Annotated in this window: 14 protein-coding genes; all 14 read left to right on the plus strand. The window is 44.1% G+C overall.

The genetic code is table 11. The features are described from left to right. Nucleotides 1-15 precede the first annotated feature (15 nt). On the plus strand, nt 16-558 hold the full coding sequence (gene hslV / locus AC1DE7_RS04835) for an ATP-dependent protease subunit HslV (protein ID WP_017689194.1): 543 nt from the start codon (nt 16-18) through the stop codon (nt 556-558). Nucleotides 559-674: 116 nt separating this feature from the next. Next, nucleotides 675-2075 carry an ATP-dependent protease ATPase subunit HslU gene (gene hslU, locus AC1DE7_RS04840; protein WP_477533837.1) on the plus strand — a complete coding sequence of 467 codons (1401 nt, stop codon included), beginning with the start codon at nt 675-677 and terminating at the stop codon, nt 2073-2075. A gap of 981 nt (nt 2076-3056) precedes the next feature. Continuing rightward, a complete protein-coding gene (gene flgB / locus AC1DE7_RS04845; protein WP_036609373.1) occupies nt 3057-3464 on the plus strand; it encodes a flagellar basal body rod protein FlgB in 408 nt (135 codons plus the stop codon). A 6-nt stretch (nt 3465-3470) separates the two neighbouring features. Further along, on the plus strand, nt 3471-3920 hold the full coding sequence (flgC, locus tag AC1DE7_RS04850) for a flagellar basal body rod protein FlgC (protein ID WP_017689191.1): 450 nt from the start codon (nt 3471-3473) through the stop codon (nt 3918-3920). 58 nt (nt 3921-3978) lie between these two features. Beyond that, nucleotides 3979-4290, plus strand: a complete 312-nt coding sequence (gene fliE, locus AC1DE7_RS04855) for a flagellar hook-basal body complex protein FliE (RefSeq protein ID WP_017689190.1) — start codon at nt 3979-3981, stop codon at nt 4288-4290. A 137-nt stretch (nt 4291-4427) separates the two neighbouring features. Next, the gene (gene fliF, locus AC1DE7_RS04860; protein ID WP_036609370.1) at nt 4428-6011 is read left to right on the plus strand and encodes a flagellar basal-body MS-ring/collar protein FliF; all 1584 of its coding nucleotides are present in this window, start codon (nt 4428-4430) and stop codon (nt 6009-6011) included. Nucleotides 6012-6022: 11 nt separating this feature from the next. After that, on the plus strand, nt 6023-7039 hold the full coding sequence (gene fliG / locus AC1DE7_RS04865) for a flagellar motor switch protein FliG (RefSeq protein ID WP_036609368.1): 1017 nt from the start codon (nt 6023-6025) through the stop codon (nt 7037-7039). Beyond that, the gene (locus AC1DE7_RS04870) at nt 7032-7895 is read left to right on the plus strand and encodes a FliH/SctL family protein (protein ID WP_076249819.1); all 864 of its coding nucleotides are present in this window, start codon (nt 7032-7034) and stop codon (nt 7893-7895) included. The genes fliG and AC1DE7_RS04870 overlap by 8 nt, the downstream gene beginning before the upstream one ends. Then, complete coding sequence (fliI, locus tag AC1DE7_RS04875) at nt 7882-9201, plus strand: flagellar protein export ATPase FliI (RefSeq protein WP_036609365.1); 1320 nt, start codon at nt 7882-7884, stop codon at nt 9199-9201. Before AC1DE7_RS04870 ends, fliI begins: the two co-directional genes overlap by 14 nt. An 11-nt stretch (nt 9202-9212) precedes the next feature. Continuing rightward, nucleotides 9213-9665 (plus strand): flagellar export protein FliJ, encoded by a 453-nt coding sequence (gene fliJ, locus AC1DE7_RS04880; RefSeq protein WP_036670362.1) that lies wholly within the window; start codon nt 9213-9215, stop codon nt 9663-9665. A 43-nt stretch (nt 9666-9708) separates the two neighbouring features. After that, on the plus strand, nt 9709-10650 hold the full coding sequence (locus AC1DE7_RS04885; protein WP_036609363.1) for a MotE family protein: 942 nt from the start codon (nt 9709-9711) through the stop codon (nt 10648-10650). A 39-nt stretch (nt 10651-10689) separates the two neighbouring features. Continuing rightward, a complete protein-coding gene (locus AC1DE7_RS04890) occupies nt 10690-12078 on the plus strand; it encodes a flagellar hook-length control protein FliK (RefSeq protein ID WP_477533838.1) in 1389 nt (462 codons plus the stop codon). 19 nt (nt 12079-12097) lie between these two features. After that, nucleotides 12098-12655 carry a flagellar hook capping FlgD N-terminal domain-containing protein gene (locus tag AC1DE7_RS04895; protein ID WP_339188225.1) on the plus strand — a complete coding sequence of 186 codons (558 nt, stop codon included), beginning with the start codon at nt 12098-12100 and terminating at the stop codon, nt 12653-12655. Next, nucleotides 12652-13035, plus strand: coding sequence for a TIGR02530 family flagellar biosynthesis protein (locus tag AC1DE7_RS04900; RefSeq protein WP_047842481.1), 384 nt, complete (start codon nt 12652-12654; stop codon nt 13033-13035). The genes AC1DE7_RS04895 and AC1DE7_RS04900 overlap by 4 nt, the downstream gene beginning before the upstream one ends. Nucleotides 13036-13088: the final 53 nt, after the last annotated feature.

Below are 13088 nucleotides of genomic sequence, written 5' to 3' on the forward strand. Positions count from 1 at the left end.
GAGGATGCTGATATCATGGATATGTCATTTCATGCTACAACGATCTGTGCTGTTCGTCATAATGGTAAGGCTGCAATCGCAGGAGATGGTCAGGTGACCATGGGCCAAAGTGTTGTGATGAAGAATACAGCCAAGAAGGTAAGACGTTTGTACCGCGGACAGGTTGTTGCTGGCTTTGCTGGTTCTGTGGCGGATGCGATCACCCTGTTTGAGAAATTCGAAGGTAAGCTCGAGGAGCACCATGGTAACTTGCAACGTGCTGCTGTAGAGCTTGCCAAGGATTGGCGTCAGGATCGGATCTTGCGTAAGCTTGAGGCACTCTTGATTGTGATGGACAAATCAGGTATGCTGCTCATTTCAGGCGGCGGGGAGATAATTGAACCGGATGATGACGTTATTGCTATCGGATCAGGTGGAAACTTTGCATTATCTGCTGCGCGTGCGTTGAAACGTCATGCAGTAAATCTGGAAGCGAAAGATATTGCGCGTGAATCACTTCAGATTGCCTCGGAGCTATGTGTATATACCAATAATAATATTATTGTAGAAGAGTTATAAGCCAAAGAAATCTCCCGTAGTGGAGCATGATTCTGTAATCTGCTCCAGGACGTCTAGGGGATTCTTTGTCCTTGTTAGGAAAAATAAATTCAACATACTGGTAGGAGGGAAGCAATATGAATACTCAAGCGTTAACACCGAGACAGATTGTTGCAGAGCTTGACAAGTATATTGTAGGTCAAAAGAAAGCTAAAAAATCGGTAGCGGTAGCTCTTCGTAATCGTTATCGGCGTAGCCTTTTGCCTGAGCACACTCAGGACGATATTGTGCCTAAAAATATCTTGATGATTGGACCTACCGGTGTGGGTAAAACGGAAATCGCCCGTCGCCTTGCTAAACTGGTAGGTGCGCCATTTGTGAAAGTGGAAGCTACCAAGTTCACTGAAGTAGGTTACGTTGGCCGTGACGTTGAATCGATGGTGCGTGATCTGATTGAGACATCACTGCGGATGGTGAAGTTGGAGCGGACTGAAAAAGTGAAAGACAAAGCTGAAGAAGCTGCCAATGAGCGAATTGTACATATTTTGGCTCCTTCACAGTCTAAGTCCAAGAGTCAGCGTAATCCCTTTGAGATGATCTTTGGTAATAATGGCAACAACGTTCAGGAACAGGATGAGCCAGAACCGGATACTGGGGTTGCCGAACGCCGCCGTAAGATCAAGTTTGATCTGTTGTCCGGCAAGCTGGAGGATGACATCATTGAGATTGATGTCGAAGACACTGCGCCTAACATGATGGACATGTTTGCTGGACAAGGTAATGATCAGATGGGCATGAATATGCAGGAGATGTTTGGTAGCCTCTTACCTCGTCGTACGAAAAAGCGCAAGCTCGCCATCAAAGAAGCGCGCAAAGTGTTGACCCAGGAAGAAGCAGGCAAATTGATCGATATGGATGATGTTACACAAGAATCCATTCGTCGAGCAGAGCAGACAGGTATCATTTTCATAGATGAAATTGACAAGGTCGCCAGTCAAGGGCGCGGTAGTGGTCCTGATGTATCCCGTGAAGGTGTGCAACGTGACATACTGCCTATCGTAGAGGGCTCTACAGTAATGACGAAATATGGTCCTGTCAAAACGGATTATATTCTGTTTATGGCAGCTGGCGCATTCCATGTCGCCAAACCCTCTGATTTGATTCCTGAGCTTCAGGGACGCTTCCCAATTCGTGTGGAACTAAGCAGTCTAACGCTGGAGGAGTTTGTTTCCATTCTGACTGAACCCCAAAATGCACTGACCAAGCAGTATGTTGATCTGTTGCGGACAGAGAATATTGAGATTGAGTTCTCGGATGAGGCCATTCACGAGATTGCCAAATTGGCTGAATCCGTCAATCAAAATACAGAAAATATAGGTGCTCGTCGATTGCATACGATTCTTGAAAAGCTTTTGGAGGATTTATCCTTTGAGGCACCTGAGCTTACACTGGAACGTATGGTGATCACTCCGGAGTATGTTCGGGAGAAATTAAATGATATTGCGCTTGATCGTGATTTGAGCCAGTATATCCTGTAACATGCGGCTAGCAATGCAGTTGTTAAAATGATGCTATAAATGAACGGTATGCAAGAGAGTAGAGAACATTTGTGTGATCGACAAAGGGAAGCAATCCTTTAATGAATCACAAAGGCCCTCTTACTTGGCGCATATCGTTTATTTTTGTTTCTATCTAAAGGATTTTGATGTTACAACCGATAAAAGATGTGTGGTTGTTATACGGATCGACAAAACCTAGGACTTGTGCCGCATGTATCCGGAGTTAAAACCTATCGGAGTGGTAGTTATTCTTCCATTCCATACCCAATTATTCCCATTAAAAGAATTTTCCTTATTCCAAGTCTGGTCATCGGTTTAGTCGACAGATTGGTAAATGTTGCGTAAATGCGCAAAATGATGAATTATTGAAAAGTTTGAAGTCACTAATTGTTTTCTTAAAATTAAAATATATAGACCCCACTTAATTGTTAAGAAAGTGTTGTGTGGGCAAGACGAGTTTTCTTTATTCTTGAAAGATAATTTGTCAATTGATTAATATACAGCTTTGTATGTATACCTATCATATTGTCCTTAAACCCTTAGTATGACGGCAAAAAATTCTAACATTATCAACTATGAAATATTCGGAAAATTACATAATTACGGGCGTTATAAGCTCATGTTGAGACTCGAAATTTTTTTTTTATTTTAAGAATGTTAAAGAACAATTAGGGAGAGTATTAACATACTTTTGTTTTGGGCCCGAACATTTACGAAAAAATTCATAATTTGCAGAAAATACACAAAAAGCCCCGTCTTTCAGAAAAGATAGGGCTTTTTTCTTATTGTAATAAATCCCAAACTCGAAGAAACTTATGTTATACGACAACATCAGAGTTAATTCTACTTAAGTCCTAGAAAACCGTGTAAAGACGAATATTTTTGTCGAAAAAAACATAAGAATTTTCAAGGGAAAAGATACAATCTTTTTCCATAACTTCTAAAGAGAGGAGGGAGATTGTGAATCTTTTAAACGATATCAGCTTTAAAAGATTGCAAGGTGCACTCGATGCGTCCAATATCAGACAACGAACAATTGCTGACAACATCGCTAACGCCGATACTCCGTATTTCAAGCGCTCGGACGTTTCTTTTGAAGAAATGTTGCAAGGGCAAATGAATGGAGATATGCCTGTTCTTAAGGGTAAATTAACTGATGCAAGGCATTTTGTCATAGGTCCTTCCTCTTCCGTACCCACGCCAGTAGTTAATATGGACCAGTCAACCTCCATGAATAACAACGAAAACAATGTCGATATAGACAGAGAAATGAGTCTTCTGGCGGAGAATCAGTTACGTTATAACGCTTATATTCAGCAAGTGAACGAACAAATTAAAATCATGCGTGTTGGCGTGGAAGGGAGATAACCTAAATTGAACATTAGTAATAGTTTTAGTATCAGTAGCTCAGCTCTGACAGCCCAACGGTTGCGGATGGACGTAATATCTTCCAACATTGCCAACGCAGAGACTACGCGCGCGAGCGTATCCAATGGTGAAGCGGTCCCTTACAAACGTAAAATGGTTGTGCTTGAGCCGAATAAAACGTCATTTGGTACGATGCTGCAAAATCAGATGAGAGGTAGCGGTTCAGGAGATGGCGTAAGAGTAACGGAGATTCGCGAGGATCAGTCACCTCTGAAGCCTGTGTATGACCCTTCTCATCCGGATGCAAACGCAGAAGGATATGTATTTATGCCTAATGTGGATATTGCGAAAGAAATGGTCGACATGATCTCTGCTTCGCGTTCATATGAAGCAAACGTAACAGCACTGAATTCAACCAAAGCGATGATCTCCAAAGCTTTGGAGATTGGAAGATAATCTGCTTAAAAATGAAAATAAGAAAAATACAAACCAGGGATGAAGGGGAGGGACATTAATGATTCAGAACAACATGTTTAGCACACAGGGGATACAACCGCTACAGATGAAGAGTGCAACCGAAAGTAAGCCTTCTACACCAGCCGAAACCATTCAGAGCTTCGGTACATACTTACAGAATGCATTAGGGTCCGTTGCAGCACAGGAGGCTCAATCGCATGAAATGTCGAATCAATTTTTGGTCGGCAAAGCGAATGTGGATCAAGTGATGATTGCTTCAGAACAGGCCTTGTTAAGCCTACAACTCACAACTCAAGTCCGAAACAAAGTGGTCGAAGCATACCAAGAAGTTATGCGAACGCAGTTATAAAATAACCTACTTGCGCTTCGATAATAGCGCTGATCATTACAACAAAGCAGCTGCGATGCTGCTCCTGATCGTCAACCTATGAAACGGCTAGGGTTGAGTAAGGACAGACTAAGCAAAGTTTCGGATGGGGTGACAGAGTGAATGAGAGAATCGCCCAGTACAGGGATAAGGCATCCCAGTATTGGAATAGTTTTAGCAAAAAGCAAAAAGTATTATTTATATCTACCTTCCTGTTTCTGATTTTGGCTGCAGTTGTACTCACGATGCAATTGTCCAAAACGGAATATGAAGTTGCTTTTACAGATTTGAATGCAAGTGATTCAGCGGGCGTGATCAGTTATCTCGATTCATCTAGCATTCCATACAAATTAAGTTCAGATGGCAAGACCATATCCGTACCGAGTACAAGTGTTGCAATTGCAAAGGTGAATGTTGGATCTCAAGGGATTATTCAGAATGGTTCATTAGGGTATAAGTCATTCGAGGAGTCATCATCCCCCATCGGGATGACGGATAAAGAGTTTGATGTAAAGTACAACAACGCTATAAACGGAGAAGTTGAACAGTTACTTCAGCGGATGCAAGGGATACAGGATGCTAAAGTACTCGTTAATATGCCGAAAGATAACATTTTTGCTGGTTTGGAAGAACAAGACAAAGCATCAGCATCGGTAGCTCTCCAATTCAAACCGGGTTATCACCCAAATCAGGCAGCGGTAGATGGCTACTTTAACTTGGTTAAGACTGCAATTCCTAATCTGCCTGTTGAGAACATCACGATTACAAACACAGATGAAGCAGAATTGATTCCAACTGCCCGAGGTGGCAGTGGCGGGTTGTCTTCCGAAGTTCAAGAAAACATGGCTTTACAGAAAAAGTTTGAAAACGATGTCCGTAATAACGTAAAACAATTCCTTTCCCAGATTGTAGGCGAAGACAAAGTTAATGTTTTGGTAGCCTCCAAGCTTAATTTTGACAAAGAAACACGTAAGGAAAATCTGGTCACACCTGTTGATGTAGATAATATGAAAGGCATCGAGATCAGTGTGCAGGAGATTCAAAAGAGCTACACTGGCGCAAGCAATCCAACAGGTGGTGTTGCTGGCACAGGACAAGAGGAAGTTCCGGGTTACCCATCATCTGATGCAACCGGTAACTCTACCTCCGAAGAATCATCAAGCACTATAAACTACGATGTTAATCGAATTGCCAAGGATATCATTTCCAGTCCGTATACTGTAAAAGACTTAACCATTAACGTTGCAGTTGAACCACCGAATGGAGAAACAGAATTACAGGGACCGGTTCAGGACGCAATTGAGAACATTTTGGTTAACATTGTTCGTGCTTCACTGGCAGACTCAGGCACTGTAATAAGTGACGCCGATCTGACAAAGAAAGTTTCAGTCATGTCACAAGGCTTCCAGACTGCCTCTGCAGACAATACAGGTTTCCAACTTTCCTCAACGATGATGTGGGGTGGAGGCGCACTTATAGCGGCATTGATCGCAGCGGTAGTTATTTTGTTAGTACGCCGTCGCCGCAAACAAAACGAAGTCGAAGAAGAAGAGATTCCTCTTCCAATAGCAACAGAGTTCCCGTCCATTACGCTGGACAGTGTAACGAACGAAAGTCAGGTGCGCAAACAATTGGAGAGTTTGGCCAAGAAAAAGCCAGACGAATTCGTCAATCTGCTGCGTACATGGCTGGCTGACGAATAGAGGTGAGCGCATTGGCAAAGGCAAGCAGTCAAGGTTTGACTGGCAAACAAAAAGCAGCAATATTGTTGATTACATTAGGTCCGGAAGTATCGGCTCAGATATTCAAACATCTGCGTGATGAGGAGATTGAGCAACTTACGTTGGAGATTGCCAACGTTCGCAAAGTTGATTCTTCTGAAAAGGATATGATCATGGCCGAGTTTCACCAGATCTGTCTGGCGCAGGAATATATCTCTCAGGGCGGTATCAATTACGCCAGAGAAATCCTGGAAAAAGCTCTGGGTTCATCAAAAGCACTTGAAGTCATTAATCGTTTGACAGCTACGCTGCAAGTCAGACCATTTGACTTTGCGCGCAAAGCAGATCCGAATCAAATTTTGAACTTTATTCAGAATGAAAGCCCGCAAACGATTGCCCTGGTTCTGTCTTACCTGCAATTCGAACAGGCAGCAGCGATTCTATCATCCTTGCCACAAGAGAAACAGGCAGATGTCGCTCGCCGGGTGGCTGTTATGGATAGTACTTCGCCAGAAGTTATCTCTCAAGTGGAGCGGGTTCTGGAACAGAAGTTATCCTCTACCGTAACGCAGGATTACACCAATGCAGGTGGTATCGAATCGATCGTTCAGATTCTGAACGGAGTCGATCGGGGTACAGAACGTACCATTTTGGACTCGCTTGAAATTCAGGATCCAGAGCTTGCAGAGGAAATCAAAAAACGCATGTTTGTATTTGAAGATATCGTCAATGTGGATGATCGTTCGATTCAGCGCATTATTCGGGATATCGACAACGCAGATTTGCAGCTGGCACTCAAAGTGGCAAGCGAAGAAGTTCGGGATGCCGTGTTCCGGAATATGTCGAAACGGATGTCCGAGACATTCAAAGAAGAGATGGAATTCATGGGACCTGTGCGATTGCGTGATGTTGAGGAAGCTCAGACTCGTATCGTAGGAACGATACGCAGATTGGAAGAAGCCGGTGAGATCATTATCGCACGCGGTGGAGGAGATGATATCATTGTCTAATTTGATTAAATCTTTCCAGTATGTACCCGTTGATGACCGTAAAAAACTTGAAAATCATCATCATTATGGTGGTGCTGAGGAGTCTGAAACGGAATTAAATGGTGTGAGTGCTGAAGGTTCTGAAGTTGAAACACTTCAAGCACGCGTGGACGAAGAAACACAACGTCTTACCGCAGAAATGCTGGAAGATGCCAAGGAGTTTGCAGAAAAGCAAGTACGTGAAGCTTCAGAAGAGGCAGAGCGCATGCTTCAAGAGGCCCGTGAACAGATCGACAGCTGGTGGCAGGAACAACGACAACAGGATGAACATCTGACTGAAGCGCTTCGTTCACAAGGTTTCCAACAGGGTTTTGAAGAAGGCAAAGTACAAGCTGAACTGGATCTCCAGGTGCAAATCGAAAAGATGATGATTGAAGCCCAGGAAGTACTCAAGGAAGCTTATGTAGCTAAAGATCAGATCATTCAGGAAGCCGAACCGTTCCTCGTGGAGCTCGCTTGCGGGATCGCTGAGAAAGTCATTGATAAGCAACTTACCATTGAACCCGATCATACATTGGAACTGATTCGTCAGAGTTTGTCACGTAAACGGGAGCAGGGTTTGATCACACTCTGTGTGGCACCTGATCAGTTTACATTTGTACAGGCAGCTCGTGAAGAATTATCTCTGTCCATTGACTCTCAGGCAGAATTGCAGATTTTACCTGATTCAACGGTCAAAGATAAGGGATGTGTCATTCGTTCTTCGTTCGGAAGTGTAGATGCGAGAATTGATACACAGCTTGCTGAGATTAAAAAAGAACTGGTCCGCATAGCACTTGAGGATGAGGAGCGAAAAAATCAACATGAAGGTTCTTAGTTCACAGCGATATATGGAACATTTGCGCCAATTCGATCCTGTTCGTATTAACGGCAAAGTTACTCAGGTCATTGGTCTTATGGTGGAGTCAGAAGGGCCAGATGCAAGTATCGGTGACGTATGTTATATCTATCCTGGGAAATCGGCCAAGCCTCTTCAGGCCGAAGTTGTTGGGTTTCGAGATAACAAAGTGCTGCTTATGCCACTGGGTGAACTTCAATCCATCGGTCCTGGTTGCGATGTAGTAGGTACGGGTAAACCACTCGGCGTTCAGGTAGGCTCCGAATTGCTCGGTAAAGTATTGGACGGACTTGGACAACCGCTGGACGGTTCCCTCCTTCCATCCAGAATGCCGATGTACTCTACCTCCAATACACCGGTTAATCCAATGGATCGTCCACGTGTACTTGAAACGATGGGTGTTGGTGTAAGAGCTATCGACGGATTGTTGACCGTAGGTAAGGGACAGCGTGTAGGTATTTTTGCCGGTTCTGGTGTTGGTAAGAGTACATTGATGGGCATGATCGCTCGTAATACAGCAGCAGATGTCAATGTCATCGCGCTTGTGGGTGAGCGTGGACGTGAGGTACGTGACTTTATTGAACGGGATCTGGGTCCGGAAGGACTGGAACGCTCCGTAGTCATTGTTGCAACTTCAGATCAGCCTGCCCTCATTCGGATTAAGGGAGCAGTTATTGCGACCACTATTGCAGAATATTTCCGAGATCGTGGAATGAACGTGATGCTCATGATGGATTCGGTAACCCGATATGCGATGGCACAAAGGGAAGTGGGTCTGGCTGTAGGCGAACCTCCGGCAATGAGAGGATATACGCCATCGGTTTTTGCAAGTTTGCCCAAACTGCTTGAACGGGCGGGTACAGGACCTACGGGTTCGATTACAGCCTTTTACACCGTTCTGGTCGATGGGGATGACATGAATGAACCGATCGCGGATGCGGTAAGGGGTATTCTGGATGGACACATTGTGTTAAATCGATCCATTGCAAATAAAGGTCATTTTCCAGCGATTGATGTGTTAGCCAGCATAAGCCGTGTTATGAAGGATATTGCTCCAGAAGAGCAGTTGGAAGCCGTTAATAATATGAAACGTTTGATGGCTGTGTACAAAGAATCGGAAGATTTGATCAATATTGGAGCTTACCAGCGGGGATCAAATGCAGCCATAGATGAATCGATAGACCAGATTGATAGTATATGGAACTTTACCAAGCAGAAAGTCGACGAGAAAGTCACTTTAAGTGAAGTACAGGAACGTTTGATTCTTGAATTTGCAAGGAGATGAAGGGGTAAACGATGAAATTTCGATATCATTTCCAGAAAGTTGTTGACCTGAAGAGTAATGAAAAAACACAGGCAGAGTGGATGTTATCCACAGCGATCGGTAAACTTCAGACGGAGGAAGAACATCTGATACAACTTCTTAATGATAGAAGTAATCTGATCGGCATTATCCAATCTGCTACGGAAAATACAGCGTCTGTAAACAGTCTGCAGGAGATGCAGCGTTATGTACATCACCTTGACGAGTGCATTTCACGCAAAAACAGTGATGTTAAACATGCTCAGGTCAATGTGCAACGGAATCAGACGTTTCTGAACGGTAAGATGGTTGATGAAAAAGTATGGCTTGGAGCGAGAGACAAGGCAAAAATCAAATTTCAGCAGGAGATGCTCCTCCGGGAACAGAACGATCTGGACGAGATGGCTACTGTACGCTTCGCTGCCAAAGCCGGACGCGCGAATTGATGTGAGCCGGACGCGAAGTTGTCTCGTGAAGGAGGAATAAACGATGGCTGTTAAAGATGATAGCGACATGGAAAAAGAGTCGGGAGGCGGTTGGGAAAAGTTTCTCATGATTTCTATCCCGATTGTATTCACCGTGGTATTGCTAGGTGTACTACTTACGCTATTTAATGTAGATATTCGTAATAATTTGTTTGAATTTGCCAACAAGATACCGGTAGTTAAGGAATGGGTACCTGATCCTGTACTGGATCCGGAGAAGGAGAAGCTGGAGAAGAGTGAGCAGCAGGTTGAAAGTGCTGAAGCCACAATCGAAAAGCTGAAATCCCAAGTAACTGCCAAAGAAACAGAGCTCAAGGCAGCACAGGAAGCGACAACAACTGAAGCAAAGAAGGCCACGGACCTTCAGAAGAAGTTGGATGATGCGGAAAAAGCGGCTGAAACGGCTACAGCAGCAACGCCCGAAACGGAATCTGATTATCAGAAACAAATCAAAGATTTGGCTAAAATGTATGCTGACATGAGCCCAAGCAAAGCTGCACCGATTTTGCAAAATATGACGAATGAGGAAATGGTATTGTTGTTGAATGCCATGCAGTCATCTGCTCGGACCAAGGTGCTTGAAAAGATGGACCCGAAAACAGCAGCCGATGTCACCATGATGATGAAGGATGCCAAACCGTCCGGGGATCTGGCGCTGGATGCGCTGCAATCCAGATTGAAGAAAGAAACCACAGCAACTTCAACTGCATCCACAACCACAAGCAAAAACCTGGATAAAAACCAGCTTAGTCAAACATTTGCTTCGATGTCTGCTTCAAGTGGTGCCAAGCTATTATTGGAAACATACAAGTTAAGTCCTGACAAAACATTGACCATCCTGAATTCAGTAGATGATGCAACACGCTCTCAATTGCTTGAGAACATGTCTTCAGAGGATTCGGTTGAAACTGCAAAAATTTTGAACAGATTAATGGGTAACAAGTAGAACTGATTACTCTGTATAACCGAGAGGAGGTGAAAATAAATGTCGATTGTATATCAAATGGCATCCACAGCATCTGCAAAAGCAACGGGGACAGGTCAGACAACCGGAGCACAATCGAAAGGTTCAGCTGCAGGTGCTAGCGGTGAATTTCTCCAAACTCTTGCACAATCGCTATCTGGAGGAAACACAGAAGGTGATAGTTCAAGCGCTACTGGAAGATTAACTGCCAATCCGTTGTTGTTTTCCTTTGCTACAAGTGAAGAAGGAGAAGCGGCATCAATCACAGATATACTGAATTCGTTGTTCACGGACTTGGATTCACTTGACGAAGCTTTGGAAAATGACCCAGCTCTACTTGCAGGTTTGCAAACTCTGATTCAACAGATGTATACACAATTAAGTAATCCTCCAGGTACTAATGCAGAAGGTTCCGACGAGTCTTCGAACGGAGCGGAAAGTGTAAAAACAGTACCCGCAATTGAACTGTCGCAGCATCCGGCAGCAGTACGTTTTGTTCTGCAAGATATGCTTACACAATTAGTAGCTGGAATGAATGATCCAGAGAGTAACGTTGCGAAGAACGCTCCTGAATTCAAACATTTGTTACAATCTCTGCAGAGTCAGCTTCAAGAGGCTGGAGTGGATACCACTAGTAACAAAGGATGGACTGAACTGAAATCCATACTGGATACATTGACTGCAGTTAAGGATCAGACTGCACAGGTCGCTCCAAGTACTAGGCTTCAAACATCCAAACAGGATTCGGTCGTACCACAAGTTCTTGTTGCGGCAGTGGCGAATTCTGGAACCCAAGTGAAAGCTGAGGCTGAGACAACATCTGCTTCAAATGCAGGTGGAGAAGTGGAACACTCAACCATCATTACTGCAGGAGAGCTGTCCTTGCGTTCATCAGGTACTACAGCAGGAAAACCGGCTGAACCTGTAATGCAAACATCACAGTTTGCCAAGGAAATGACACAGTTTGTTGTTAACAAGCTGGATATTGTCCAGCAAAAAGGATTTTCCGAGGCGACCATCTCACTTCGGCCTGAGCATCTAGGGAAGTTGGATGTTCAAATTACCTTGCAGAACGGGCAGCTGGTTGCACGGTTTATGACTGAACATACGATGGCTAAAGACATGCTTGAACAACAAATGACGCAGCTGCGTTCTTCACTTCAAGCCCAGGGGATTCAAGTGGAACGACTTGAGGTTACCCAGAACAGTTCAATCGGATCACAGATGTATCAGGACGGAGGCCGTCAGCCGGGAAGTAACTCTCAGCAACAACGCCGTTCGCGTGAGCGTGAGGAACAATCGGATGATGCTATAGCTACAGCAGGGATTCAAGAAGAATTGCGTAACTGGCGTAGCGAGCAAGTCGAAGGAAATGAATTACAGAGAGATACGTTTAGTGCTGAGGCTTAAACAGAAATGAGGTGAGCATATGGCTAATGAAATTGTTTCAACGAATAATACCTGGCCGAACTATTCGGCAGCTAATAAGGCAACCACAAGTGCTGCAACAAAAGAATTGGGTAAAGATCAGTTTCTAAAAATCCTGATTACCCAGCTACAAAATCAAGACCCGATGCAGCCGATGGAGGATAAGGAATTTATCGCTCAAATGGCACAGTTCAGCTCAGTGGAACAACTGGTCAATATTTCTACGCAACTTAAAACATTGAACCAGTCCCTTGGTGCTGTATCCGGCATGATTGGCATGGAGGTAAGTTGGCTTTCTTCTAATAAAGATGATAACGGAACTCTTCGTCAGGGTATTGTAGATTCCATCATTGTAAGAGATAGCGTTCAATACGCAAAAGTAGGCAACGACGAGATTAAGCTGGATGAGATCATTCAGGTGAATTATCCAAAAAAGGCAGAAGAGAGTCAAACTCCGGTACAGAACGTTCAGGATGTAGCCCCTGAAACGAACGAGAGCCAAGAAGTTGAATCATCCGCTGAAACGGGTGATACGGAAGATAGCGGGAAAACGATATGAGTGATCGCATAACGGTTGGACAATTATACGCAGGCCCGATTACACCGAATATGCTTCAAAGACCCAAAACGGGAGAAGCTTCGGCTATACCCGAAAAACCTTTTGCAAAAGTGCTGGAAGATAATCTTCTGAAATTGAGCAATCATGCTGCCAAACGATTGGAACAGCGTGGTATTGAACTCAAGACTGAGCAAATGGAACAGATTGGTTCTGCTTTGGACAAAGCTGCTGCCAAAGGAGCCAAAGAGTCATTGATTTTAATGCAGGATATGGCTTTTATCGTCAATGTCAAAAATCGTACTGTGGTTACAGCTATGGATAGTGAGAGCATGAAGGATAATGTGTTCACTCAGATTGATAGTGCTGTAATCATTTCTTAACCGGCTGGCCCTTCTCGGGAGCCGGAATGCCGCTGACCGACTGATGCGGTAAC

The sequence above is a fragment of the Paenibacillus sp. 10L310 genome (assembly GCF_056395745.1).